The sequence below is a fragment of the Streptomyces sp. NBC_00523 genome (assembly GCF_036346615.1).
GTDB lineage: Bacteria > Actinomycetota > Actinomycetes > Streptomycetales > Streptomycetaceae > Streptomyces.
This window is the reverse complement of sequence record NZ_CP107836.1, coordinates 2,193,955-2,218,172: the sequence shown is the minus strand read 5'-3', so window position 1 is coordinate 2,218,172 and position 24,218 is coordinate 2,193,955. Positions and strand designations below refer to the sequence as shown.

The window sequence follows — 24,218 nt, the reverse complement described above, 5'->3', positions numbered from 1 at the left end:
AGCGGGACGACCGCGCCGATTTCTCAGCCGGCGTGCCGGACGGCGACCCCGCCGTTGTCGCTGTGGGCCTTCACCACGTGCCGGCTGTCGTCGCTGCGCGGCACCTTCACGTCGACGTGCCCGTTGTCGGCCGACGCGGAAACGGCGTACGAGGTCGTGCCGGCGGGCAGGTCGATGGCGATGCGCCCGTTGTCGCTGACGGTGTCCACGAGGTCCGGGACCCGGGTGAGGTCGAGGTCCACGGACCCGTTGTCCGACCGCGCCACCACGGACCGGGAGGAGACCCGCTCGGCGCGTACGGACCCGTTGTCGCTCTTCAGCTCCAGGGGCCCGCTGACGTCCCGGACGACGACGCCGCCGTTGTCGGAGTAGAGCTTGAGCGGGGTGGTGAACTTGGACGCGGTGACCTTCCCGTTGTCCGCGTCCACGGTCAACGCGAGGTCGCGCGGCACCTTCACCGTGTGGCGGGCCTCGCAGTTGCTGATCATCGCCTTGCACTTCACGCGAAGGGTGAGCGTGTCCCCCTCCAGCTTCCACACGGGGTCCGGCCCGCTCCCGAGGACGACCCACCCGTCGACCCGCCGGGTCACCTCGATCTCCTTCACGTCGGCCGGGACGACGTCCACCACGGAGTTCTCCGCCTCGATGGTCAGCGCCTTCCCCCCGAACGCGAACGACTTGTGCTCGGCGGGCGCGTCCTCCGCGTCCGTGCTCCCGCACCCGGCGAGCGCCGCCACGAGCAGAACGGTGCCCCCGACGGCCACGAACGCGCTGCGATTACGGATGGTCATGGTGATCAGGTCCCCCTGGGCCGGCGCTGCGATGTGCCCCCACGGTAGGCAACCGGGCCCACCCCGGACGATCCGGACGGCTACCGTCTCCGGGGTGGGGCTATCCCCCGTAACCCCACCCCGAACCGATTGTCGACACGCCCCACGAGCCATGTAACCTGTTCCTTCATCCACGGGTGCGTAGCTCAGGGGTAGAGCGCTGCTCTTACAAAGCAGATGTCGGCGGTTCGAAACCGTCCGCGCCCACCAGTAGAAAGGCCCCCAGTCGATCTTGGCTGGGGGCCTTTGACGTCCTAGTGGTGGTGGGCGAACACTTGCTGCTGTTCTTCCTGCCAGGTCCAGTCGGCTGGGCGGGTGAACGGTTCGGTTCGGGCGAGGGTGGAGAACTGGTCGGACGGCTCCCGGGTGGCCTTGTTCACCACGAGGGCCGAGAGCATCGGTGAGCGGCCGTCATCGTTGTCGTGGAGGCAGACGTCCTTGAGAAGGTAGGTCATGACTCCGCGGTGTGGCGGGATGGAGCCGAACCCCTGCGCCGCCAGCTCGGCGCTCAGTTCCCCGTAGGTGATGGTCTGACCCCGGCGGGCCCGCTGCCGGAGAATATCGACGGCCGCCTCGACCGCTGCAGGGTACTGCGGGTCCTTGGTTCTCATTGCCGTCCCCCTCAGCTGGTTCTGTCTCTCGCCCGCATCGTAGCGGCGAGGAACACTCCTGCTACACGATCACGGTTCATGAGGGGGAGACGGTGGACGATTTCCGCTTCAGTTGGGAACTGAGTGGCGCCGGGGGTGCCACGTATCGGATCGCCGATGGCGTCTCGGAGCATGAGACCCATGTCGGCTACTGCACGGACGCCCTTGCCGACCTGCTGTACGCCATGACGGGGCTCTACGGGGACTTGTCCGGTGAACGCTTCTCCTTCGACCGTGAGCCCATGGAGACGAGGTGGCTCCTGCGGCGCCAAGGGGTGGACGTGACCATCGACATTTTTGGTGACGACGGGGCATGCGCGATGAGCAGCGCGATGAGCCACTGTCGGGCGAGGAGCTGAGGCTCTTCACCCAGTACCTGCACCGGTTCGCCAACCATGACGTGGACATCTCCCTGAGCATGGAGGTCGGGCATCCCGACCACCCCGTCTACGTGGTGTTCGGCAGGGACTATCCCCCGGTCGGGGATGCTTCGGACTATCGGCGGCCGTTCGCTGAACGGCGACAGGCGACATCCAAATCTGACATCAACGACGGTGGATGACGGCAGCCCTGAACGGCTCTTCGTGACGCCCTCGAGCTGGGGCGGTCCCTTGCGAACTGCGGTCCGCGCGAGCTTACGAAGCGGGTGGGGATCGGGCGGCGCAGATTCGGATGCTCGGCAGAGGTCGACTGTCAGTGCGTGGTGGGAGGGTGCTGTCATGCGGGGCGCACTCTTCGGCTTGCTGGGGACGCCTCCGGAGCACGCCGTGATTGCTCGCGCCGGTCTAAGGTGACGTCCCTGCCCTGCGTGATTCTGCGACGTGGGAGGGGAATGCAGCCGTGTGGCGGAGCAAGGCCAGGGAGGGATAGCAGGTGGCGCAACGGGGCAGCGGCCGAGGCAACGACTATCAGCGGCAGCAGCAAGCGTTACGACGTGCCCAGGAGCAACAGGCGCGACAAGTGGAGCGGGAACGCAAGGCCGCTGAGACGGCCAGCAAGCGGCAGGAGCGCGAGCGGAAGGCCGCGTATCAGCAGCACCAGGCCGAGCAGGCGCAGGTGTGCACGATCGCGGTCGAGCATGAGGCCGAGCAGCTAGGGAAGTTGCTCCGTGACGCGGTGGTGGGCGACCCGCCTACAACCTTTGAGCGTCGGCGGAGGACTCACACGCCGAAGAAGTTTGACGAGCGTCCTTGGTCTCGTCCGGAGCCTTCGCCGCGCTGGGAGGAGTTCGCGCCACCGGAGCCTGGCGGTCTGGCTGCTGTCTTGGGTCTTGGCCGGAAGCGCTATGAAGCTGCGGTTGCCGAGGCGCGAGCGCGGTTCGGCGAGGCACAAGAGCGCCACAGGCGAGCCGAGGAGATGCGCCTGGCGACGTTGGAGCGGAAGCGCGCTGAGCATCGCCAGGCCGAAGCGCAGGCCCTTGACAAGGTGGCGGCCTTCAATGCGAAGTTGGACGAAGAACGCGAGGCGTACAGGGCTGGGGAGCCAGCAGCGGTCGAGGCTCATCTAGGGGATGTTCTGGATGCGTCGGAGTATCCATTGGGCTTCCCCCACGAGCATCGGATCGCCTTTCGACCTGCCACGGGTGACGTACTCGTTGAGATCCACTTGCCGCCTGAGGCGATCGTCCCCACCGCGCGGGGCTACCGTTACGTGAAGAACCGGGATGAGACAACCGTGTTGCCGCGTCCGGAGAAAGAGCGCAAGGAGATCTACGCCTCCGTCCTGGCCCAAGTCGCTCTGAGGACTGTCCACGAGGTCTTCACGAGCGATCCGGATCGGATCGTCAATGGGGTGATCCTGAACGGCCATGTGAGAACCATCGACCGGGCCACCGGTCAGGAGGTCTCACCCTGTCTGGTGACGCTTAGTGTCAGCAGGGAGCAGTTCGGGAAGCTTCGTCTCAGTCAGGTTGATCCAGCGCAGTGCCTCAGGAGACTCAACGCGCTGGTGTCTCCCAACCCCTACGATCTCGAACCGATCCGCCCCATCATCGAGTTTGACCTGTCGAAGTACCGGCTTATGGACAGCATGGACGTAGTCGCAGGCCTGGACAGCAGGCCCGTGTTGGTGAAGCTGACGCCCACCGAGTTCGAGCACTTGATTCGTCAACTGTTCGAGGCGATTGGCATGGAGGCCTGGAACACCCAGGCGTCCAAAGACGAGGGCGTTGACGCGGTGGCTGTCAGCAAGGATCCCGTCTTCAACGGTGAGTGCATCATTCAGGCGAAGCGCTACAGCAAGCTCGTGGGTGTGGAGTCCGTCCAGGCGTTGGCCGGAGTGGTCGAGCACAAGCGTGCCGCCAAGGGAGTCCTGATCACCACATCGTGGTTCGGCAGGGCCAGCCACGACTTTGCCCGCCAACATGGGAGGCTCCAGCTCATCGAAGGCCCGGAACTGAAGTACTTGATTAAGGAGCACCTCGGCAAGGATGTGATCCCGGGCCCGGTTCCTCCGAAGAGGCGCCCCGCACGCTGAGGCCGGCGGCCCGCCCACTCAGATCGAGTCGCTGACATCAGCAAAGCCAGTCGGAGGCGATTTCGGTAGGGAGGGGTTTTCGTCTTTTCCTACGGATGTGATGCGGACGCTTTGTACCGGGTGATGGAGCCGAGCTTGCGTGCGCTTCCGCTTTGGCCGGCTCACGTCGTGCTGCGCTACGGGGAGCCTGGCGCTGACGTCGTGAGCAAGCGAATTGTGCTCTGAGCGCGCGTGCCAGTTGCGTGCCAGATCGAGCGGTCAACCACGGTCACTGGAGGGCTGCTGCGGGATCGACAGCTCGGGAGAGCCGTCGCAGCGCGCGATGGGGGTGAGCTGCGGTGACGCATCAGGCGCGGGCGCCAGGCTTACAAAGCAGATGTCGGCGGTTCGAAACCGTCCGCGCCCACCAGCACAAAGACCCCCAGCCGATCATGGCTGGGGTCTTTGACATCCACTTCTGACATCAACGGGCACGATCCCCACGCTCGGGACGCTGCCGCTTCAGCATCCGGTCGAGGTGGCTCACGGCCTCGCGCTGCGTGTCCTGGACGACGTGGGCGTAGATGTTCATCGTGACCGCGATCTGACTGTGCCCCAGGAGGCGAATCACGCGAAGTCCGGCGGTCGCTGCAACGCCGGTGAACGAGCGGTACAGGTTGCGGGGTTGGGTCGACGGCGGACGGGATGGGAGCAGGAGCGGCGGTGATCAAGTTCGGCTCCGCAACTGCTGGGCTCGGACTGGACTTGTGACTGCCTCGCACCCGCTTGGCGAAGCTATGCTCGTGGAGCATCCCGTATGACTGGTAGACCGGGGGAGCTAGTGGACGAGGAGATTCGACTGCGGGCCACTGCTTCTGGCGATGGCCGTGTGTATCAGGCCGCGGGTGACCTTCACATCCATCGAGGCCCGGAGAGTGACGAAAGCGGTCACCGGGCCAGTGGTCCCGCAGTCACTCTGGCTAGCCAAAGGCAGAAGTTCTTCTTCAACTTCCTGGGCCAGTCGCTGCGGCAGGCAGAGATCACGTTTCGATTGAGTGTGATCTTCATGTCGGCCGGTGCTGCCATCATCCTTGCTGGTGGCGTGCTGGCCCTCGTGCACGCCGGGAATCCCGACCTGAACTATCTGCCTTTGGTGACCGCGCTGACGGGTGCTTTGGTCACAACTGGCGGCGGAGCCCTGGCTATTCACTCGAACAGGGCTCGGAAACACGTGACAGACCAAGCGGACCGCATGGATCTTAAGATCGAGGAAGATCATAAGCTCGAGAGGGCTCATGCGCTGATCGATCGCGTCCAAGATGATCGACTCAAAGATCGTCTCAATGCCATTACGGCCATGCGCGTGCTGGGCATGGCGCCCGATCCCGAGACAGTGGTCAATCGTGTCATCCCCGAAGAAGGCAACGTGACCGGTGAGATCGAAACGGGAACACCTACACCTAACACGCCCCTTTAAGGGTGTTCGGTGACATCTGGGCGCCGAGACCGCCTTCGTGCATTCTAAGTTTTTTTGCGACGCTCGTCACAGCTAGCGATACAGCAGCAAAGTACCGAAACCGCAGCAACCACCAGCGATCTGCCATGTCCATCTAGGGCCTTCTCATGGCCCACATGACCGTCAACACCCGGTCCACATAGCGCTACGGATCAGAAGGTCTCTGGCATCTACCGCTGACGTCAACGACGATGGACAGGGGCGTACGTGGGCGTTCCTGTCCGGCCGTCGCTGTTGCAGGAGATTGGGGCCGCGGCGGCGCCCGGCCGAACTTACAAAGCAGATGTCGGCGGTTCGAAACGTCCGCGCCCACCAGCCACAACGCCGCCGCAGCGAGCCGCTGCGGGGGCGTTGACGGTAGTGGGTGACGTGCGTGACAAGCCCGGGATTGTTGGATCTGGGATATGCGACGGCATCATGGGTTCCATGAATTTCGGATCCGACCCAGTGCCGATCGAGAGCACTCATGTCACGGCTGCCGTCGAGGGTTTCGTGCTCCGCTTCTCGTGGGATTCTGATGCCCGAATCGAGGTGCGCAACCTCGGGAGCGAGATCGCCGTCGAGGCGAATGCTGCAGGTCTCAGGACGCTCGCCCGGCATCTTCTGGTGTTGGCGGCCGAAGGAGTTCCGGATGGGGCCCATCTGCACCTCGACGACGGCAACGGGTTGGCGGACGGGTCTGTCGGCCTGGTCCTTGAGCGAAGCGACGAAGAGTGATCGTGCCTCCCCCGTCTACGACGGTTCGGATGACTGCCGTCGTGCGCGATTTGCCGGGGCGGCAGCAGCAGGGGGGCCGCTGTTGACCAGGGCACAGTGAACGGGCTTGCGCAGCAGGCGTTGGCGCCAGGGCTCGTGCCAGTTCGAGCAGCCCGCTGCGAGGCCCGCAGCGCAGGCCGCCTGTCGACAGGGCGGGGGCCACAGCTGCCAAGCGGCCCTACGGCTCCTGGCATCTGGTCGGTCGGGAGGCCCTTCGTCTGCGTCGGTCAGGGCTTCGGTTCGCCGAGGGCTGTGCGGAGCCAATCCAGTGAGTCCTGGCCCAGGAGTTCGGCAGCGAGGCGCTGGCCGGTTTTGGTGACCAGGCGGGCTCGGCTGTTGTCGATCCAGCGTTGGGCGTTCTCGTAGCCCTGGGCCTTGTACTCAATTCCTTGGAGCAGGCACTCCAGTTTGTCGGCATCGCGGGCGCAGACGGCCTCCGGTGATTCCTTTGCCTCGTACTCGGCGACGACATCTTGGATTGCTGACGCCAGGGCTTCGGGCATCCCTGTCGTCTGGTCGGCGGTGACGGCTTGTGGGTCGCCGGCCGGAGCGTACTTCTTCCCTACGTAGTTCACGTCGCCGGTACGGGTCTCCTGGGTGTCGTGCCATACGGCGAGAAGCGCGGCCTTGGCCGGGTCGGCGCCTTCGAGCTTGGCAATGAGCGAGGCGATCAGCGAGGTGCGCCACGAGTGCTCCGCCACGCTCTCCGGGTCTTTGACGCCTGCCATCCACCAGCCGGTTCGGCGGGTGTGCTTCAGCGTTCCGGCCTCGAACAGGAAGCGTCCCACTGCAGACAGATCGTCAGTCACGCCCGTCTCCTCTCACGCCTCGGCGAGGCGGATCGCGTACCGGATGCCGTCGAGCTCCCGGCGTGCCTGCGCCGACAGCTCTTGGTTATCCAACATCACGGGAAGGGCTGCGCGTAGCTCGTTGCTGGTCGCGTTTCCTGGGTGAAGCAGGTTGGGCCGGACAGCGAGTAGGGCCCACAGGGTGTGGACGTTCAGGTCGAAGAAGCCCTGGTTCGGGGTCATGCCCCGCACGAGGTGGCGCATGAGCTTGTCGCCCGGCCATGGGCCTGGGTTCGTTTCGGCAATGAAGTCGTCGGACAGTTGGAGGTGTGGAGCCTCGCCGAGCCAGTACGCCCAGTAGTTGAGGTTGGCCGCCTCGCCCGCGTCGTTGTCTGTGAGGCTCGTTCGAATGAAGTACTCCATGCGATCACGGTCACCCTGCCTGGCGGCGACGGCGGCAACGGAGCGAGAGTTGAGCCAGCCGGCCAGCCAACCGTCCGGGCGCTCAATACGTTGCTGTCGGGCCAGCCATGCGGAGGTATCCGGTGCGTCGTCGTAACCGGCCAGATAGAGGGCTTGGCGGCGGAGCAGGAAGTCGTCGTCGCCCCGCGCCTGTTCGGCGGTTTGGCGCATACGGGAAAAGAAGCGACGACGGTCGTCAGCGGGGAGTTCGGGTCCGCGTGGTACAGGGCCGCGGCGCGGTCGGGGCGGGTCGGGCAGATCCCTGAGCGGGGTGGGGGTCTCGCCGTTCAGCGGCCAGGACAGTACTTCGACCAGGTCTCGTTGCATCACCCATGCGCCGATGGGGCTGGTACCGGCAGGACTCTCCTCGCCGAGGGTGCTCGCCAGAAGGATGTCCGCTTCCATGGCCCTTTCCAGAGCTTGCAGCAGCGCAGGCACGCTGCCCAGATGCAAGAGCTGGTGGCGGTACACGAGCATCTGTCCGACCGGTACGGCAGTCAGGGGCCGACGCCCGGACTCCCACCCGGCGACCGTGTCGGCAGAAATGCGAAGCCGTTCGGCGAGGGTGTCCTGGGTGTGCCCCAACTGCTCGCGGATCAGGCGGAAGACGTAGCCGGAGACGACGCCGCTACGGCCGCGTGGTGCCGTTCCCCGACTGCGGGTCAGGGTGGTTTGTGGGCCAGCTTTCATCGTGTCCCCCTTGATGGCCGGCCGCGGTCGGGTACCCGTACTCACGGTCAGTTCAAGCGGCGGTCTGCGCTGCCTAACGTCTGGAGTGCAGTAACGCCCAGACAACTCAGCGTAGTGGAGGGAGCGGCATGTGGGCCCCATTCTTCGGCGACCGCGGCGGGAGGATCCCGCGGTGATGACGATCAAGGTGTATGAGGTGGACCGCGCCACCGGGGCCAGGAGGGTGGTGCGCGAGACGGAGCAGGTCGTGCCTGTACCCGAGCCGGACTGGACGTCGGCCATGGCGCCCTGCGAGTGCCCGCGCTGCAGCAAAGGCGTCGCCTCGTGACCGCCGCTGCCCGTGCCACCACGGACCAGGCGTACAAGACGTGGCTCGGCCACACTCTCACCTGCGCCGCATGCCGTGCCGGCACGGCATGCGCCACAGCCGTACACCTCGGGCGTGTGTGGCGGAAAGTACGAGCATGAGGTGCGCCAACTGCGGTCGCACACTCGCCGAGGAGGCGACGGTGCGCTACCCGATCGACGGAGCCAGTACCGCCGGCCGCACGGTTGTCCTGTGCAAGTCGCCGTGCCGCCGTTCGCCGATGCACCCGCGCACGTACCCGACGCGCTGATCTTCCGGCTGGGACCACTCCGCCTCGACCGCACGTTCCCTGCGGGGACAGTGGTCGAGGCGGCCCATGCGCTACCCGTCCGAGAGGGAGATGAGCGAGGTCAGCGAACGGTTCGGGATTCCGAGGGGAGGTAGGTTCGTTCTGGCGACCTGGTGGGCGGTCGTTGTGGCTCGGGCGATATTGGAGTGGAACGTGCTGATCACCGTCGCGGATGTGGAAGCCGAGGCCGAGCGGATTGCCGCTTACGTGGTGCGGACGCCGACTGTGGCGAGTCCCGGGCTCTCCGCGCTTCTGGGGGCACCGGTCACCACGAAGCTGGAACTGCTTCAGCGCACCGGGTCCTTCAAGGCGCGCGGGGCGACGGCGAAGTTGCTGGGGCTCAGTGAGGCCGAGCGGGCCGCTGGGGTTGTCGCCGTGAGCGGGGGCAACCACGGCATCGCGGTCGCGGAGATGGCCGGTGCGCTGGACATCAAGGCGACCGTCGTCATGCCCCGGTCCGCTCCCGGCCGCTCCGTGGAGATCGCCGAGGCGGCCGGGGCGAACGTCATCCTCGCCGACACCATGGGCGGAGCCTTCGCTCTCGTGGGCGAACTCCAGGATTCGGGGCTCGCGTTGGTCCATCCCTTCGACGACCCCGTCGTCGTCGCGGGCCAGGGCACGGTCGGGCTGGAGTTCGCGGAGGATGCCGGTGAGCTCACCGACGTACTCGTCAGCATCGGCGGCGGGGGTCTGATCTCCGGTGTCGCGGCCGCGCTGCACGCGCGCCGTCCGGGTGTACGGGTCTGGGGCGTGGAGACCGAGGGTGCGCGAGCCATGTCGGAGGCCCTGGCCGCCGGGGGGCCGGTGCCCGTCGAGCTGTCCTCGATGGTGTCGACGTTGAGCGCCCCGAGCGCCTCAGCGCTCACCTACGAACACGTCTCGGCTCTGGTCACCGATGTCCTCACCGTGACCGATGCCGAGGCCGTGCAGGGGATTCTCGATCTGGCCGACCACGCGAAGGTCTGGGCCGAGCCCGCCGCCGGGTGCCTGCTGCCCGCGGCACGCCAGGTGCTCGAACGCGTCGGGGGGAGCGCCAGGCTCGGCCTGGTCATCTGCGGCGGAAACGCGACCACCGCCGATGTGACCGCCTGGGCCGGACGCTTCGGGCTGCGCTGACCCGGACCGCGCGGCGCACAATGGCCGGATGACGCTGACGATTTGGGTCGATGACTGGCAGATGCAGTGCTGCGGGGACCCCTTCGCGCCCGGGGACGTCGTGTCGTGGGCGTTGATGGAGGTCGATGCCGAGGACTACGCCGACCTCGTCGGCGAGGAGCGCGCGGAGGGGATCGACTTCTGCGAGGAGCATCACGGCGGAGAGGACGGGGTCCCGCCGGTCCCGTTGGAGGTGGTGTCCGTCGTGGAGGTGCACTGCCGTTACGCGGCGCTTCCCGGCGAGACGGACCGGGTTCTCGGGCCCGTTCCCGGCACGACCGTGTTGATTCCGGTCGAGGGCGCGGCGGGCGGGTGGGCGAAGGCCCAGGACGGGGTGAGCTTCGCGGGCTACCTGGTGACGGCCAGGCGGCAGTGAGGGAACGGCCGCCCGTGACGTCAGCGGTCGTACGTGAGCCGTGCCGCCCCGGTCAGGTACGCAGGTGGGGCCAGCCGTCCTTGTTGGAGAAGGATTCGTAGCAGTACCGGGTCATACGGTGCCACTCCTTGCCCGTGGCCCGTTCGTAGGCCTCGTCCGGGATGTACAGCAGGCGTTCGCCGTCGTAGTCGAGTGAGGTGTACGGGGCGAACACGGCGGGGTCCGCGAGGGCGTTCTCCCAGGTCTCGCGGCCCGCTGCCACCACCGCGCAGCGGGCGTAGAGGAAGGAGTCGCCGGACTGCGGGAAAGGGCCGCCGGTCTCGGTCGTCATACCGACCACCGGGAGGGAGCCGAACTGCTCCTGGTCCAGGCGGTACAGCGCTTCCGCGTGGTGTTCCGCGAAGGCGGTGATGTCGGGGAGGGGGCGGCGGCTCAACCGCTCGGCGAGGCGGTGGCAGTTGGCTTCGGTGGCTTTGCCGTTCAGGGTGGCTGTCAGCGCCCAGAAGTCGGCCCATGTCATGGTCACCGGGGCAGGATGGCAGGCTGGTCCGACAATCGTGCCCGCGCCCGTGGAGGATGACCCGTGTCCGAAGTCCTGGTTCGTCTCCGCGAGGACGCCGATCTGGGCGCGGCGGCTGCCGTGCTCGCCGGTGTTCATGAGTCCGACGGGTATCCCGTCGAAGGGGTGGCGGACCCCGAGGCGTGGTTGTCGCCCGAGGGGCTGATCGCGGCCTGGGTCGCCGAGCTCGACGGGCGGGTCGTGGGGCATGTCGCGGTCAACCGGGCCCGGCACGGGGAGGACGTGGCGCGGCTCTGGCGGGAGCGCGGCGGCGCCGGGGACGGGGAGGTCGCGGTGCTGGCCCGGTTCTTCGTGGGGCGGGACGCGCGGGGAGCTTCCGCCGGTGCGCGGCTCATGGACGCGGCCGAGGGGTATGCCCGGGCGCACGGGCTGCCGTTGGTGCTGGAGGTCCTGACCAAGGACGCCGCCGCCATCCGGCTGTACGAGCGGCTCGGATGGCAGCGGATCGGTGGGCTCCGGCACTTCTTCGCCGGGCGGCACTTCGACGCCCTGTGCTTCGTGGCGCCCATCACCGGCACACCTTAGGGGGTGTCACGCCTCCTCCGCCCGGGCCGCCGTGACCAGGACGGACAGGGACGAGCGGGTTTCCCGGAGTGCGGAGATGCGGTCGTCCAGGCCCTGGAGGTGCTGTTCCAGGGTGTCCAGCTTGCACAGGGCCACCGTGCCGTCCTGCCGTACGCACGGGAGCAGGTCGCGGATGGTCCGGGTGGGCAGGCCCGCGTCGAGGAGCGCGCGGATGCGGCGGACCACGGCGGGGGCGTCGGCGTCGTAGCGGCGGTGGCCGCCCGCGAGTCGGTGGGAGGCGAGTAGGGGTCCGGCGCGCGCTGTCCGATCTCGTCGCGCTCACCCGGAGCGCACCCGGCAACCTGGCGTGCCACCTCCACGAGCAGGAGGACGGGCGGTTCTTCCTGTACGAGGTGTGGCGCTCGCGGGAGGACCTCGACCGGCACAACGACCTGCCCGCGCTGCGCGCCTTCCTCGACAACCTGCGACCTTCCTGGAAGGGCCGCCCGAGGTGTACGTCGAGACCATGATTCAGTCCGTACGCGGACTCCGCGGAGAGCGCTCCACTCGGTACAGTCCCCGTGTGACCAGCGAGCCCGAACCGACGATTCCCGAGATCACCCGCACCGACTGCGCGCGGTGCGGCACCGAGGTGCACGGTCTGGCCGGGCGGTACGCCTGCGCGCTCTGCGGGTGGGTCAACCACTACTCGGAAGGGCACGAGGAACTGCCCGGCCTGGACGCGGACCCCGACCACGGCCGCGGCCGATAACGCGTTGTCCCGCTTCCATGCCGTGGCCTACGGTCCCGGTCATGCCGACTGACGAGGACGCCGACCGGACCTTGCCCCATGCGGCGGTCGAGGAGTTGTGCCGGCGCATCGGCGTCGGTGGCGTACCGGTCGTCAGGTTCCCCGAGGGGTTCGTGCCCGTCTACGCGGTCGGTGACGGGCACGTGCTCAAGCTCTTCCCGGACGCCGACGGCCGGCACGCCCTCGTGGAGGAGCGGGTCCTCGCCCATCTGCAAGGACGGCTGCCCGTGCCGACCCCCCGGCTGTACGGGGCCGGCCCGGCCGGCGAGGGGTGGCGGTACGTGCTGATGTCCCGGCTGCACGGCGAGGACCTGGCCCCCGCCTGGGCCCGGGTGCCGCGCCCGCACCGGGAACGGATCGTCACCGAGGCCGGCGAGATGCTGGCGGCGCTGCACGCCCTCGACCCGGCACCGCTCGCCGACGTCCTCGGGCCGGCGGACTGGGGCGGTTTTCTGGACCGGCAGGCCGCCGGCGCGGTCGAGCGGCAACGGGTGCGCGGGCTGTCCGAAGGCTGGCTGGAGCAGATCCCGGACTTCCTCGCCTCGGTCCCGCTGCCGCGCACCCCGCGTGCGGCCCTTCTGCACACCGAGGTGATGCGGCAGCACCTGCTGGCCGACGCGGACGGGTGGCGGCTGACCGGGCTCATCGACTTCGAGCCCGCCATGACCGGGGACCCGGCGTACGACTTCGTGGCCGTCGGCCTGTTCGTCACCGGCGGGGAGCCGGGCCTGCTGGGACGGCTGAGCAGGGCGTACGGCCGGACCTTCGACCCGTCCGTGCTGCTCGCGTACACCTTGCTGCACGTGTACAGCCACCTGCCCTGGTACCTCCGGGAGATGCCGCGCCCCGCCGGGGAGACGCTGCCCGAGCTCGCCGAGACGTGGTTCGGGGCGGCCTGACGCACTCCAGGGCGCCCCGGGCGCGCTCCCGAAACCCGGGTGCCGTGCCGGCCGTACCGCCCCTACCCTGCCGGGATGGGTGACGCGCGTGCTGGACTGATGACCGTCGGCGATCAGGGCGTTTCGCCGTTGCGATTGCCCGCCTTCCGGCGGTTCCTGCTCGCCCACCTCGTTTCCGCGACCGGGTCCGCGATGGCCCCCGTGGCCCTGGCGTTCGCCGTGATCGGGCAGGGCGGGGGAGCGCGGTCGCTCGGGATCGTGCTGACCGCCAACACCGTGCCTGCCCTGGTTCTGCTGCTCGTCGGCGGGGTGCTGGCGGACCGGGTCTCGCGCAGCCGGATCCTCTTCCTCGGCAACCTCGTTGCGGGCGCCGCGCAGGCGGTCGTGGCCGTGCTCGTGGCGACCGGGACGGCGACCACCGCCGCGATCAGTCTGTGCGCGTGCGCCTCGGGGGCGGCGGCCGCGTTCACCACCCCGGCGGCCCAGGGGGTCGTGCCCCGGCTCGTGGGACCCGGGCAGCTTCAGCAGGCCAACGCGCTGGTCCGGGTGCCCAGGAACGCGGTCAAGGTCGTCGGGCCCGTCGTCGGCGGGTTCGTCGTCGCGCTGACCGGGCCCGCCTGGGCGCTCGGGTGGGACGCCGTGACGTTCGTCGTGGCCGCGCTGCTGCTGGCGGGGCTGCGGCTCGCGGGGACGGTGTCCGCCGGAGGTCCGGGCGCGGGGCTGCTGGCCGATCTGCGGGTCGGGTGGGCCGGGTTCAGGTCCCGGGTCTGGCTGTGGAGCTACACCCTGTGCGGTACGGCGGTCGTGGCCGCCTGGCTGGCCGGGTACCAGCTGCTGGGGCCGCTCGTGGCGGACCGCGACTACGCGGGCGCCGGCTCCTGGGGACTGGTGCAGGGGGCGTTCGCGGCGGGGCTGCTCGCGGGGACGGTCGTCTGCCTGCTCTGGAAGCCGCAGCGGCTGGTGCTGGTCTGCGTGGTGACGAGTTCCGGGCTCTTCCTGCCGCTGGCCGCGATGGGGCTCGGGCTGCCGCTGCTCTGGGTGCTGGGGGCGGCCGCCCTCGCCGGGGCGGGGATGGACGTGGCCATCGTCGCCTGGTCCACCGCCATGCAACAGCAGGTCCCCGACGAGGAGTTGGGGCGCCTCAACGCCTTCAACTCGCTGGGGGAGCAGATCGCCATCCCCCTCGGCTACCTCGTGGTCGCGGCCGCGTCCGCGTACTGGACCAGCGGGCACATCCTCCTGGTGTGCTCCGCCGTCATCCTCGCCGCCGGGGTGGCCAACGCCTGCGTGCGCGATGTGCGCCGGATCAGGCGGAAGTGAGGCTCCCCGGCGCCTCCGGTTCCGAACAGGCCGAAGGGTCGTTGGTTTGTATATGTCGTTCACCGACCTATAGTGGCGCCATGGCATCCAAGAAGAACCTCGTCGCCAACCGCGAGTCCCTGGCCCACAAGGTCCGTTACGCCGCGAGCCGGCCGGACCGCATCGCGCCCTATCTGAAGCGGGCCGCCCGTGACCGGTGGCTGGCCTTCAAGCACCCGGACCACGTGAACTACTACCGGGCCGTGATGGCCTCGGACACCCGGCGCAACCCGGAGGCCGCCGTCGGCAGCCAGACGCACGAACGCTGGCTGGCCCTGGGGCAGATGCAGTTCGACTACCTGGTGGAGCACGGGCTCGCCCCCAGGGCCAGGATGCTCGACATCGGGTGCGGGAACCTCCGGGCGGGCTGGCGGTTCATCGACTACCTGGAGCCCGGGCACTACTACGGCATCGACATCTCGCCCGACATCCTGATCGCCGCCAAGCAGACCCTGACCACGCAGGGGCTCCAGACCAAGGTCCCGCACCTGACCATCACCAAGGACCTGACACTGGACTTCCTGCCGGACGCGCACTTCGACGTCGTCCACGCGCACAGCGTGTTCTCCCACTCGCCGCTGGAGATCATCGACGAGTGCCTGGCCCATGTGGGCCGCGTCCTGGCGCCCGGCGGGCACTTCGACTTCACCTTCGACCGCACCACCGGCGCCGAACACCAGGTGCTGCGCGAGGACTTCTACTACCGCACCGAGACCCTGATCGCCCTCGCCGCCCGGCACGGGCTGCGGGCGCGGTTCATGGAGGACTGGGAGAAGCTGGGGCACGGGCAGTCGAAGATACGCGTGACCGCCTGACGCCCCGCGCCCTCAGCCGGTGCATGCCCGGCCCTCCTCGGTGGGCGCCCGCCCGGCCGCCTCAGCCGGTGCCCGCCCGCCCTCCTCGGCCGGTGCTCGTCCCGCCCCGCAGCCGCCACAGCCGCAGCGCCACCCCTGCCGCCGCCACGACGGCCAGCGCCGGGACCACCGTGTCCCGGTCCACCGCCCCGGCGCAGTACCCCATCGCGACGAACGGCGCCCCGGCCAGCGCGAACCGGCCGGGCGTGCGCAGCCGGGCCAGTGCCGGGCGGCCCGCGAGGATCAGGGCGGCGGCCATCGGGACGCCCAACCGCCAGAGCGCGTACGCGAGATGGCTTCCGGTGTCCGCCAGGGTCAGGGCGGACACCGCGAGCCCGGTCCACAGCAGCAGCGCGATCCGGGCCGCGGCGCCCAGGGAGCGGCCGGGCGGGCGCAGATCCGGCGGGCAGGCCAGCGGCAGCGCGGCCACCGCGACCGGGGCCAGGAGATACGGGACGGCGGCGGCCGGGGGCAGCACCCCGGCTGTCAGCGGGACCACGAGGAGCGCCGACTCCTGGGCCAGCGCGCCCGCGAACGCGCACCGCGCCCCCGCCGCGAACCGCCCGCCCAGTGCCAGGACCGCCCCCGCCAGCGTCACCAGGTCGCAGCCGATCATGACGAAGCTGAGCGGGACCAGGAAGTCCGGGTTCCCGCTCAGCCGCCAGTCGCCGAGCATCGAGACCAGGCCGAAGGCGGCGTACGCGGCCGTCGCGGCCAGTGCGAAGGGCGCGGCGGCCGCGAACAGGCGGCCGGCGGGCTGCGCGGAACCGAGGCGCAGCCGCATCCGCAGCGCGTGCGCCACGATGTCGCCCGCCTCCCGGAACCGGGCGGTCCGGCCCGCGCCCTCGGTCGCCTCGCGGTACGCCTCCGCGATGTCCGCCCCGAACGCGCGGCGGTATCCGGCCGGGTAGAGCCGCAGCAGCGGGGTGCTCATGCGGTGGCCGGCTTCCCGGCGACCCCCAGGCGCCGGGTCGCCTCGCGGGCGGTGGCGGCGAGCCGCCGCGCCTCGGCGGCCAGGGTCTCCCGGCCGGTCGCGGTGAGCGTGTAGGTGCGGCGGAGCCGGCTGTCCACGACCTCCTCCGCGTGCACCTCGATCAGGCCCTCGTTCAGCAGCCGTTCCAGCGCCCCGTACAGCGTGCCGGTGCGCATCTTCACCCGGCCGCCGGAGATCGTCTCGACCTCGCGCGCGATGGCGTATCCGTGCCGGGGCTCGTCCGCCAGGGCGGTCAGGAGGAGGAGGGTCGGTTCCTGCATCGCGCGTTCGCTCATGCCCGTATCGTACGCCAGGAATGGGTCACTCACCGGCATATGACGGGCCGCCCTGAGCTGCGACGGGAAGGACCTTCCCCAGGCGGGCCAAGGGGGAGAGCGCCATGAAGAGCGGGGAGAGGGCGAGCGCGACCGCCGTGACGAGGAGGCTCGGGCGCAGCCCCCACGCACCCGCGAGGAAGCCGCCGAGCAGCGAGCCGAAGGGGGTGAGGCCCATCCCCGCGAAGTTGATCGTCGCCACCACCCGCGCCTGGATGCGGACCGGCGTGACCGCCTGCCGTACGGACATCACCGTGACGTTGACCAGCTGGCCGAACGTACCGAAGACCAGGTTGACGGCCATCAGCGCGGGCAGGACCAGGGGCCCGGAGCCGTGCAGCGCCGGTACGCCGAGCATCACGCCGTCCGCCAGGACCGCCGACCCCACCAGCACCACGCCGTACCCCAGCCGCTCCGGCAGCCTCGCCGCTAGCACCGACCCCAGCACCGCGCCCGGGCCCGTCGCCGCGAGCGCCAGGCCCACCTCGGCGCCGGACAGGCCCAGTTCGCGCGGCAGGAACAGCAGATAGACCGTCATCAGCGCGGCGAGCGAGAACTGGAACAGGGCCGACGCCAGCCCCACCGCACGCAGCGCCGGATGCCGGGCCACGAAGCGGAGCCCTTCGTGGATGCGCCGCAGGACCGGTGCCGGGGCCCCGGCGGGGGCGGGCACGCGTTCCGGGCGGCGGATGCGGGCGATCGACACGGCCGACAGCACGAAGAAGCCCGCACCGGTGACGACCGCGAGCAGCGGCGAGAACAGCGACATCAGCGCGCCGCCGAGCGCCGGGCCGCCGATCCGCGCCGCCGACCTGCTGCCCTCCAGCGCGCTGTTGCCCCGCATCAGCAGCTCGCGGTCCACCAGACGCACCAGCGACGCCTGGTACGCCACGTCGAAGAACACGCTGCCCACCCCGAGCAGGGCGGCCACCACGAGCAGGACCGGCAGCCCGAGCACACCGAACAGCAGCGCCAGGGGCACCGCCGCCAGGGCCACCGCCCGGCCGAGGTCCGCCGCCACCATCACCGTGCGGGTGCGGCGGCGGTCCGCCCACGCGCCCGCGAACAGCGACAGCAGCAGGATCGGCGCCTGCTCCACCGCGCGCAGCAGGCCGAGCGCGCCCGCGTCGGCGTGCAGCGAGACGACGGCGACCAGCGGCAGGACGACCAGGAGCGCCTGCTCGCCGAACTGGGAGGCGGTCTGCCCGGCCCACAGGTGCAGGAAGGCGGAGTCCCGTCGGAGGGCGGGGGAGGGGATACGGGAAGCGGAATGCACGGGGGCCCCTTCGGGCTGCGGACGGCAAGGCTCCGCCGCCACGCGACGCGGAGGTGTGCGTCGGCGGTCCGGCGGGAAGGGCTCGCTGTGCCGCGCTCGGAGGCAGCACGCGATGACGGGTCGTTCTACGACGTCAGCGCGTGCGGGGGCTACCGGGCAACTTTCCCTCCTTCGGGTCGTCGGGTGAGGGGAGGCTAGCCGCCCGGCGGAACGGGGAACAACGGATTTCCGCCGCCGCCCTCCTGCGCCTCCTCGCGGGCCAGCTGCCGGAAGCACTCCCGCAGCCAGGCGTGGGCCGGATCCGCGTCGTGGCGCGGGTGCCACGCCATGCCGAAGGGGAGCGGCGGCAGCGCGAAGGGGATCTCGAACGTCCGCAGCCCCAGGGGTTCCGTCAACGGGCGCGCCCGCAGGGACGTGAGGCCGACCAGGTCGCTGCTGAGCAGGATGAACAGCGACGACGGCAGGGTGCCCACACTGGCCACCACCCGCCTGCTCAGGCCGAGTTCCGCGAGGGCGGTGTCCACCGGGCCCGCCGTCCGGCCGCGACGGGACACCGTCACATGGTCGGCGGCGGCGAACCGGGCCGGGGTGATCTCCCCGTCCAGGAGCGGGTGGCCCGGGCGCACCACGCCCATCATCCGGTCGTTGTAGAGGTGTTCGCGGCGCACCTCGGGGGAACGCGTGTCGAGCACCCCCACCTCCAGGTCGGCGGCGCCCTCGCGCAGGAACGGGCCGTCCACATGGCTCTCCATCAGGAAGCGGAGCCGTACGCCCGGCGCCTCGCGGTCGATCCGGGCGAACAGCGCGGGGCCGGAGACCGCCGCCAGGGTGTCCTGGGCCAGCACCGTGAACGTCCGCGACAGGGCGCGCAGGTCCACCTTGCCGCCGGACAGGAACACCCCGCGCGCCCGCTCCACGACCGCGCGCACCTCGCCGTGGATGGCCAGAGCGTGCGGGGTGGGCACCATCGTGCGCCCGGCGCGCACCAGCACCGGATCGCCGAGCGCCTTGCGGATGCGGCCGAGGGTGCGGCTCATCGCGGGCTCGGACAGATGCAGTCGGGCGGCGGCCCCGGAGACGCTGCATTCGTCCAGCAGGACGTCCAGGGCGACCAGAAGATTGAGGTCAAGGCCGGATTGCGTCACGCGCATACATCCCTTGTCGAAGATGCATTGGAAAGCAAGTCGCGCCAACTCTACGGTGGAAACACATCCCACCCGTCACGGCTCCCAGGAGGAGCGTTGTCCCCGTATGCCCGGAAGCCCCCGCGCCTTACCCCGGCCGCGCAGTACGTGCTCTGCGCCTGTGTGCTCGTCGCGCAGGGCATGGTCGCCGCCGTCAACCTGCTCATCCCCCAGCTCGCCGCCTCCGCCCTGCACCCGTCCTCCAGCGAACTGCTCTGGTCGGTCGACGCCTACGTCATCGTCTTCGCCGGACTGCTGATCCCGGCCGGGGCGCTCGGTGACCGAGTCGGCCGCAAGGGGGCCCTCCTCGCCGGACTCGGCCTCTTCGCCGCGGGCGCCGCCGTCAGCGCGCTCGCCACCGTCCCCGCCGTGCTCATCGCCGGACGCGGGATCTGCGGGGCCGGGGCCGCGCTGATCATGCCCGCGACCATGTCCCTCCTGATCACCCTCACCCCGCCGGCCCGCAGGTCCCAGGCGCTGGCGACCTGGACGCTCGCGGCGGGCCTCGGCGGCCTCGCGGGCAACGTCGGCGGCGGTCTCGCCGGCCAGTTCTTCACCTGGCGCGCCCTGTTCTGGGCGATGGTGCCGCTCGCCGCGCTGCTCGCGCTCGCCGTCGCCCGCCTCACGCCCCGCAGCCCCGAACGCACCGAATCCGCGCCCGACCCGCTCGGCTCGCTGCTGCTCGTCGCCGCCCTCACCGCCCTGGTGTACGGAATCATCGAGGGCCCGCCGCAGGGCTGGGGCTCGGCGCGGGTGCTGACCGCCTTCGGCCTCGGAGCCGTACTCCTCACCGTCTTCACCGTCCACGGGCTGCGCGCCGCACGGCCGCTGCTCGACCCCCGGATCTTCGCCTCGCCCGTGGTGCGCGCCGGGACCCTGGGCATCGCCACCGCGTTCTTCGGGCTGTTCGCGCTGTTCTACGTCAACTCCCAGTACCTCCAGTACGTGAAGGGCTTCCCGGTCGGCCTCGCCGGGGTGGCGATCGTGCCGCTCACCGTCGGGATGGCCGTCATGCCGAAGTTCGGGGCGCGCTGGCAGGACCGGTACGGCATCGGCCCGGTGGCGGGCGGCGGGCTCGCGGTCATCGGCCTGGGCCTGCTCCTCGTCTCGACCGCTGACGGCAGTACCCCGTACGCGCTGTACGCCGTCTACCTCCTCGTCATCTCCGCCGGTACGGGGCTCTGCGCGCCCGCGCTCACCGTGGCCGTCGTCGCCGGGCTGCCCGCGCACCGCAGCGGGCTCGGCTCCGGGCTCAACACGGCGGCGCGCGAGATCGGGGCGGCGCTCGGTGTCGCCGTCGTCGGCACCGTGCTGGCCTCCGGGACGGGGGCGGACCACACCGGGGCCGCCCACGCGGCCGCCTTCACCCCGGCGATGTCCGACGGGCTGCGGGTCGTGGCGGCGGTGCTCCTGGTCGCCACGGTGTTCGTGGTCCTGGGGACGTCGGGGCGGCCGCGCGGTGCGGCGGAGGAGGCGGGGAGCGAGGACGGGGCGGAGGCCGGGAGCGTCACCCGTACGGGTGTTTCCACGTAGCCGTGCCGGGAAGGGCGGCGCAAGGTCGGTCTGACCTGTACGTTCCACGCCCCTGGAGTCCTCATGGCACAGACCGCGCCCCCGCCGGGCACCCCCTCCTCGCCCACCACGCCGCGCGCGGGGGACGAGAACCCCTGGGCGTCCGGCGGGGTCATGTTCGCCGGTGTGCTGCTGATGGTCGACGGGGTACTCGACGCGATCAAGGGCATCGCCGGCATCGCGTCGGACGAGGTGTACGCCCGGATCAACGACTACGTCTTCAAGTTCAACGTGACGGCCTGGGGCTGGATCCACCTCATCCTCGGCATCGTCATCGCGATCGTCGGCTGGGGCATCCTCAGGGGCTCCGCCTGGGCGCGCGGGGCCGGTGTGGGGCTCGCGGCGCTCAATATGATCGCCAACTTCATGTGGCTGCCCTACCAGCCGGTCTGGGCCGTGGTCTCCCTCGCCATCGACACGTTCGTCATCTGGGCCCTGTGCACGGCACGGAAGCCGGTCATCTGACCGGTCGCCCCGGTCGGGGTGCGTGCCGTTGTCAGTGGTGCGGGTCACACTGGAAGCATGTGCCGCAGTATCAAGACCCTCCGACCGCCCGTCCTGCCCGAAGAGGCCACCGAGGACGAGATCCGCGCCGCCGCTTTGCAGTTCGTCCGCAAGGTGTCGGGCTTCCGTGCCCCGGCCGCGCACAACAGGGAAGTCTTCGACCGCGCCGTGGACGAGATCGCCGAGGCGACCGCCCGGCTGCTCGACGGCCTGGAGATACGGGGTGGCGTCAGGACGCCATAGGGGGCGCGGCGGCCGCGGCGGCGGCCGGGCGCCGCATGAGCAGCGCGGCGAAGGAGCCCGCGAGGAACAGGGCGAGGACCGAGACAGCCGTGCCCAGCCAGCTCGCGCCCAGCCACTGCGCGCCGAAGTAGCCGAGCCCCACGCTGTACCCGGCCCAGGCCACGCCCGCGACGGCCGACCAGGGCAGGAACTCCTTCACCTTGCGGTGCGAGGCGCCCGCGCCCAGCGAGACGACGGAGCGCCCGGCCGGGGCGAAGCGCGCGATGACGACGAGGATGCCGCCGCCCCGGCTCAGGGCGGCGCCGAGGCGTTCCTGCGCGGAGGTCAGGCGGCGGGAGCGGGCGATGGCGCGGTCCAGCCGCTCGCCGCCGTGCCGGGCCAGCCGGTACGCGGCGAAGTCGCCGAGCACCGAGGCGGTGGCGGCGCACAGGACGAGGGCCAGCAGGGAGGGGACCTCGGTCACCTGACGGGCGGCGCCCGCCGCGTCGGCGGCGACACCGGTCGTGCCCGCCGCCGCGGCCGTGGCGGCGGTGATCACCAGCACGCCGCTGGGCAGTACGGGGAGGAAGACGTCCAGCAGCACGGAGAGGGCGACCGCAACGTAGATCCATGGGCTGCCGGTCAGCGCACCCACACTCTCTAGCACCGTCTACTCCCCGATCGGCAACAGCGCCGCGACGTCGCAGGGGAGCGGCAGGAGCGGCAGGGTCAGCTGTACAGCGTACGCCTGCCGTTCACCCGGTGATCCCTATATATGCGTGATGTTGGGCACCCCGGTCGAGGGCGGCTTGAGCGCGCACCGCCGGGGAGCGGTTTTCCCGGCGGCACGCGAGGGGTGTGCGGGGCCCGGTCGGTCAGCGGGCCCGGGGGGAGTGGGGAGAGGCGTCAGACGGCGACCGGGGAGCTCTGTTCCTGGGTGTGGTCCCGGTCCTGACGGTCCGGGGTGCGGGCGGTGAGGAGGTTGTCCAGGGCCAGGGCGCCGGGGCCGGTGAAGACGAGGAGCAGGAAGACCCAGCAGAAGACGGCCGAGGGCTCGCCGCCGTTCTGGAGGGGGAGGAGGGCGTGCGACTGGTGGACCGTGAAGTAGGCGTAGGCCATGGAGCCGGACGAGACCAGGGCGGCGAGACGGGTGCCGAGGCCCAGGGCCACGAGGATGCCGCCGATGAGCTGGATCACCGCCGCGTACCAGCCCGGCCAGGTGCCGGCGGCTATGGAGCCGCCGCCGTGGGCGCCGCCGAGGACGCCGAAGACCGAGGCGGCGCCGTGGCAGGCGAAGAGGCCGCCGACGACGATGCGGAAGAGCGCGAGGACATAGGGCTGTGCGCGGTGGAGGTGTGGGGTCATGTGGGGAGGCTCCTTCGGTCTGGTGGGGACGTGAACCGACTGGGCGCAAAAGATTAGGTAGACCTCACCAATACTTGCAAGTTCAACGTTTTGTCGACTGGCTGAAATTCAACGGGCTGTTGTGAGCCATTCGGCGCGCCAATACCGCCTCGAACTGGGCGGCCTCGTTCCTTTGCCTGGCCTGAACCAATGGCGGCGCAGTTTTCCGGCCACGGGCGTCCGGTTCCGTCAGCGGGGGCTCCCACCACGGCACCCCCGGCTCTCACTGGAGCCCCAGTGGAGTTCCGCGCCCCTCGCGCCCCGTTGGCGGACTGTGGGCCCGCCGGGCGGTCCGCCGGACGGCGGGTGGCTTGTCATGGACAGTCGTAGTAGGCCGAAAACACGTCGGTGGCCCCGCCGGCCGGCCCGTCGTCGGGGCATCGGCCGGTGGAGCCACCGGGGTTGGGGTAGCGGTTGGGTGTTTCCGGGGTCAGCAGCCGCTGAGCGCGGACTGCAGGGCCGACTTCTCGGCCGAGTCGACGGACAGGTTGTAGTAGTGCTTCACGTGGATCCAGGCGCGCACATAGGTGCACTTGTACGCGGCGCGCGGCGGCATCCAGGAGGCCGGGTCCTTGTCGCCCTTGGACTGGTTGACGTTGTCCGTGACCGCGATCAGCTGCGGGCGGGTCAAGTCGTTCGCGTACGCCTGGCGTTGGGCGTTGGTCCAGCTGGACGCGCCCGAGCGCCACGCCTCGGCGAGCGGCACCATGTGGTCGATGTCCACGTCGGACGCCGCGGTCCAGGTGGCGCCGTCGTACTCCGAGTACCAACTGCCGCTGGTCGCGGAGCAGCTGGAGTTCTGGGAGACGTTCGTGCCGTCCCGCTTCAGGACGACCTCGCGGGTGTCGCAGGCTCCCGACTGGGTGATCCAGTGCGGGAACTTGTCCCGGCTGTAACCGCTGGACGAGCCCTCCGCCTTCACGGTGAGCTGGCTCAGATAGGTGCGGGCGGTGGACGCGGCGATCGGGGTGGGCATGGCCGCCTGGGCGCTCGGTGCGGTGAGCAGGCCGGTGGTGGCGGCGAGTGCGGCGGATGCGGCGAGGACGGCTATGCGACGCGCGTAGACACCTGACATGCGAACTCCCTTGATGTGGGGGGATGTGGACGGGCTGTCATGAACGGCCCGGCCATCGTGGCGGCGCCGGGTTTCCGTGGGGTGGGCGCCAGGTAACAGGGTGGCGACATGGGCACGTCACATCAAGGGATCTGACAAAGGGGTTCGTGGTGCGGGGGGCGTGCGGACCCGTGCGCGCGGGCGCGGTGAGCCGGTCCAGCGCGGCGCCGGCGCCCGTGACCTGCGGAAGAGCGCATGCGTAGGGCCCCCGCCCGGAGTGGGCGAGGGCCGTACGGAGGTTCGTGGTGCTGGTGTTTGACGTGGGGTCAGCGGCCCCGGCGTGCGCGCAGGCGC

General features: G+C 70.3%; 29 protein-coding genes, 1 tRNA gene and 2 pseudogenes. 18 read left to right on the top strand and 14 right to left on the bottom strand.

Annotated elements, in window-relative coordinates; all coding sequences use genetic code 11:
* Positions 1-23: 23 nt before the first annotated feature.
* Positions 24-791: a DUF4097 family beta strand repeat-containing protein gene (locus OHS17_RS10030; protein WP_330311892.1), complete on the bottom strand. Its 768-nt coding sequence runs from the start codon at positions 789-791 to the stop codon at positions 24-26.
* Between the two features lie 174 nt (positions 792-965).
* Here OHS17_RS10030 and OHS17_RS10025 point away from each other — a divergent pair.
* Positions 966-1,040, top strand: a tRNA-Val gene (locus OHS17_RS10025).
* 44 nt (positions 1,041-1,084) lie between these two features.
* On the opposite strand, the gene OHS17_RS10020 is transcribed toward OHS17_RS10025, so the two are convergent.
* Complete coding sequence (locus OHS17_RS10020; protein ID WP_330311891.1) at positions 1,085-1,441, bottom strand: hypothetical protein; 357 nt, start codon at positions 1,439-1,441, stop codon at positions 1,085-1,087.
* Between the two features lie 92 nt (positions 1,442-1,533).
* On the opposite strand from OHS17_RS10020, the gene OHS17_RS10015 reads away from it, so the two are divergent.
* The 3 genes from OHS17_RS10015 to OHS17_RS10005 all read left to right on the top strand — a co-directional run bounded on the left by OHS17_RS10015 (position 1,534) and on the right by OHS17_RS10005 (position 3,955).
* Complete coding sequence (locus OHS17_RS10015; RefSeq protein ID WP_330311890.1) at positions 1,534-1,839, top strand: hypothetical protein; 306 nt, start codon at positions 1,534-1,536, stop codon at positions 1,837-1,839.
* On the top strand, positions 1,794-2,042 hold the full coding sequence (locus OHS17_RS10010; protein ID WP_330311889.1) for a hypothetical protein: 249 nt from the start codon (positions 1,794-1,796) through the stop codon (positions 2,040-2,042). Before OHS17_RS10015 ends, OHS17_RS10010 begins: the two co-directional genes overlap by 46 nt.
* Positions 2,043-2,353: 311 nt before the next feature.
* On the top strand, positions 2,354-3,955 hold the full coding sequence (locus OHS17_RS10005; protein WP_330311888.1) for a restriction endonuclease: 1,602 nt from the start codon (positions 2,354-2,356) through the stop codon (positions 3,953-3,955).
* A 463-nt stretch (positions 3,956-4,418) separates the two neighbouring features.
* Here OHS17_RS10005 and OHS17_RS10000 read toward each other — a convergent pair.
* Positions 4,419-4,622: pseudogene (locus OHS17_RS10000) on the bottom strand (site-specific integrase); the annotation flags it as partial.
* Between the two features lie 153 nt (positions 4,623-4,775).
* Between OHS17_RS10000 and OHS17_RS09995 the strand changes: the two are divergent.
* Complete coding sequence (locus tag OHS17_RS09995) at positions 4,776-5,411, top strand: TRADD-N-associated membrane domain-containing protein (RefSeq protein WP_330311887.1); 636 nt, start codon at positions 4,776-4,778, stop codon at positions 5,409-5,411.
* Between the two features lie 465 nt (positions 5,412-5,876).
* Positions 5,877-6,167, top strand: coding sequence for an Imm32 family immunity protein (locus OHS17_RS09990; protein WP_330311886.1), 291 nt, complete (start codon positions 5,877-5,879; stop codon positions 6,165-6,167).
* Positions 6,168-6,433: 266 nt separating this feature from the next.
* Here the strand turns inward: OHS17_RS09990 and OHS17_RS09985 are convergent, their stop codons facing one another.
* Together OHS17_RS09985 and OHS17_RS09980 are read right to left on the bottom strand one after the other, a co-directional pair.
* The gene (locus OHS17_RS09985; protein WP_330311885.1) at positions 6,434-7,015 is read right to left on the bottom strand and encodes an HD domain-containing protein; all 582 of its coding nucleotides are present in this window, start codon (positions 7,013-7,015) and stop codon (positions 6,434-6,436) included.
* Positions 7,016-7,027: 12 nt separating this feature from the next.
* Positions 7,028-8,146 (bottom strand): helix-turn-helix domain-containing protein, encoded by a 1,119-nt coding sequence (locus tag OHS17_RS09980; protein ID WP_330311884.1) that lies wholly within the window; start codon positions 8,144-8,146, stop codon positions 7,028-7,030.
* Between the two features lie 175 nt (positions 8,147-8,321).
* On the opposite strand from OHS17_RS09980, the gene OHS17_RS09975 reads away from it, so the two are divergent.
* The 3 genes from OHS17_RS09975 to OHS17_RS09965 all read left to right on the top strand — a co-directional run bounded on the left by OHS17_RS09975 (position 8,322) and on the right by OHS17_RS09965 (position 10,333).
* A complete protein-coding gene (locus tag OHS17_RS09975) occupies positions 8,322-8,474 on the top strand; it encodes a hypothetical protein (protein WP_330311883.1) in 153 nt (50 codons plus the stop codon).
* Between the two features lie 469 nt (positions 8,475-8,943).
* A complete protein-coding gene (locus OHS17_RS09970; RefSeq protein WP_443066165.1) occupies positions 8,944-9,918 on the top strand; it encodes a threonine/serine dehydratase in 975 nt (324 codons plus the stop codon).
* Positions 9,919-9,946: 28 nt separating this feature from the next.
* Positions 9,947-10,333 (top strand): DUF6578 domain-containing protein, encoded by a 387-nt coding sequence (locus tag OHS17_RS09965; RefSeq protein WP_330311882.1) that lies wholly within the window; start codon positions 9,947-9,949, stop codon positions 10,331-10,333.
* 52 nt (positions 10,334-10,385) lie between these two features.
* Here the strand turns inward: OHS17_RS09965 and OHS17_RS09960 are convergent, their stop codons facing one another.
* Positions 10,386-10,853 carry a DUF4240 domain-containing protein gene (locus tag OHS17_RS09960; RefSeq protein WP_330315207.1) on the bottom strand — a complete coding sequence of 156 codons (468 nt, stop codon included), beginning with the start codon at positions 10,851-10,853 and terminating at the stop codon, positions 10,386-10,388.
* A gap of 63 nt (positions 10,854-10,916) precedes the next feature.
* On the opposite strand from OHS17_RS09960, the gene OHS17_RS09955 reads away from it, so the two are divergent.
* Positions 10,917-11,438, top strand: coding sequence for a GNAT family N-acetyltransferase (locus tag OHS17_RS09955; RefSeq protein WP_330311881.1), 522 nt, complete (start codon positions 10,917-10,919; stop codon positions 11,436-11,438).
* Positions 11,439-11,444: 6 nt separating this feature from the next.
* Here the strand turns inward: OHS17_RS09955 and OHS17_RS09950 are convergent.
* Positions 11,445-11,666: pseudogene (locus OHS17_RS09950) on the bottom strand (MerR family transcriptional regulator); the annotation flags it as partial.
* A 71-nt stretch (positions 11,667-11,737) separates the two neighbouring features.
* Here OHS17_RS09950 and OHS17_RS09945 point away from each other — a divergent pair.
* The 5 genes from OHS17_RS09945 to OHS17_RS09925 all read left to right on the top strand — a co-directional run bounded on the left by OHS17_RS09945 (position 11,738) and on the right by OHS17_RS09925 (position 15,301).
* The gene (locus OHS17_RS09945; RefSeq protein WP_330315206.1) at positions 11,738-11,947 is read left to right on the top strand and encodes a putative quinol monooxygenase; all 210 of its coding nucleotides are present in this window, start codon (positions 11,738-11,740) and stop codon (positions 11,945-11,947) included.
* Positions 11,948-12,000: 53 nt separating this feature from the next.
* The gene (locus OHS17_RS09940) at positions 12,001-12,189 is read left to right on the top strand and encodes a hypothetical protein (protein ID WP_330311880.1); all 189 of its coding nucleotides are present in this window, start codon (positions 12,001-12,003) and stop codon (positions 12,187-12,189) included.
* Positions 12,190-12,230: 41 nt separating this feature from the next.
* Positions 12,231-13,127: a phosphotransferase family protein gene (locus OHS17_RS09935; RefSeq protein WP_330311879.1), complete on the top strand. Its 897-nt coding sequence runs from the start codon at positions 12,231-12,233 to the stop codon at positions 13,125-13,127.
* A gap of 75 nt (positions 13,128-13,202) precedes the next feature.
* Complete coding sequence (locus OHS17_RS09930; protein WP_330311878.1) at positions 13,203-14,447, top strand: MFS transporter; 1,245 nt, start codon at positions 13,203-13,205, stop codon at positions 14,445-14,447.
* 80 nt (positions 14,448-14,527) lie between these two features.
* Positions 14,528-15,301, top strand: coding sequence for a class I SAM-dependent methyltransferase (locus OHS17_RS09925; RefSeq protein WP_330311877.1), 774 nt, complete (start codon positions 14,528-14,530; stop codon positions 15,299-15,301).
* 61 nt (positions 15,302-15,362) lie between these two features.
* Here OHS17_RS09925 and OHS17_RS09920 read toward each other — a convergent pair whose 3' ends face one another.
* The 4 genes from OHS17_RS09920 to OHS17_RS09905 form a co-directional block, all read right to left on the bottom strand.
* Positions 15,363-16,274, bottom strand: coding sequence for a hypothetical protein (locus tag OHS17_RS09920; protein ID WP_330311876.1), 912 nt, complete (start codon positions 16,272-16,274; stop codon positions 15,363-15,365).
* Positions 16,271-16,609: a PadR family transcriptional regulator gene (locus OHS17_RS09915; protein ID WP_330311875.1), complete on the bottom strand. Its 339-nt coding sequence runs from the start codon at positions 16,607-16,609 to the stop codon at positions 16,271-16,273. Before OHS17_RS09915 ends, OHS17_RS09920 begins: the two co-directional genes overlap by 4 nt.
* A 25-nt stretch (positions 16,610-16,634) precedes the next feature.
* Positions 16,635-17,924 (bottom strand): MFS transporter, encoded by a 1,290-nt coding sequence (locus OHS17_RS09910; protein WP_330311874.1) that lies wholly within the window; start codon positions 17,922-17,924, stop codon positions 16,635-16,637.
* Between the two features lie 194 nt (positions 17,925-18,118).
* On the bottom strand, positions 18,119-19,075 hold the full coding sequence (locus OHS17_RS09905) for a LysR family transcriptional regulator (RefSeq protein WP_330311873.1): 957 nt from the start codon (positions 19,073-19,075) through the stop codon (positions 18,119-18,121).
* Positions 19,076-19,165: 90 nt separating this feature from the next.
* Here OHS17_RS09905 and OHS17_RS09900 point away from each other — a divergent pair, with 90 nt between their 5' ends.
* The 3 genes from OHS17_RS09900 to OHS17_RS09890 all read left to right on the top strand — a co-directional run bounded on the left by OHS17_RS09900 (position 19,166) and on the right by OHS17_RS09890 (position 21,427).
* Positions 19,166-20,641, top strand: a complete 1,476-nt coding sequence (locus OHS17_RS09900) for an MFS transporter (RefSeq protein WP_330311872.1) — start codon at positions 19,166-19,168, stop codon at positions 20,639-20,641.
* 63 nt (positions 20,642-20,704) lie between these two features.
* Positions 20,705-21,145, top strand: coding sequence for a DUF7144 family membrane protein (locus OHS17_RS09895; protein WP_330311871.1), 441 nt, complete (start codon positions 20,705-20,707; stop codon positions 21,143-21,145).
* A gap of 57 nt (positions 21,146-21,202) precedes the next feature.
* The gene (locus OHS17_RS09890) at positions 21,203-21,427 is read left to right on the top strand and encodes a DUF2277 domain-containing protein (protein WP_330311870.1); all 225 of its coding nucleotides are present in this window, start codon (positions 21,203-21,205) and stop codon (positions 21,425-21,427) included.
* Here the strand turns inward: OHS17_RS09890 and OHS17_RS09885 are convergent.
* The 3 genes from OHS17_RS09885 to OHS17_RS09875 all read right to left on the bottom strand — a co-directional run bounded on the left by OHS17_RS09885 (position 21,414) and on the right by OHS17_RS09875 (position 23,885).
* Entirely contained in the window at positions 21,414-22,073 is a 660-nt protein-coding gene (locus OHS17_RS09885) for a DedA family protein (protein ID WP_026171563.1), read from the bottom strand. The genes OHS17_RS09890 and OHS17_RS09885 overlap by 14 nt on opposite strands.
* A 239-nt stretch (positions 22,074-22,312) precedes the next feature.
* The gene (locus OHS17_RS09880; protein ID WP_330311869.1) at positions 22,313-22,771 is read right to left on the bottom strand and encodes a DoxX family protein; all 459 of its coding nucleotides are present in this window, start codon (positions 22,769-22,771) and stop codon (positions 22,313-22,315) included.
* Positions 22,772-23,240: 469 nt separating this feature from the next.
* Positions 23,241-23,885 (bottom strand): HNH endonuclease family protein, encoded by a 645-nt coding sequence (locus OHS17_RS09875; protein ID WP_161207754.1) that lies wholly within the window; start codon positions 23,883-23,885, stop codon positions 23,241-23,243.
* Positions 23,886-24,218: the final 333 nt, after the last annotated feature.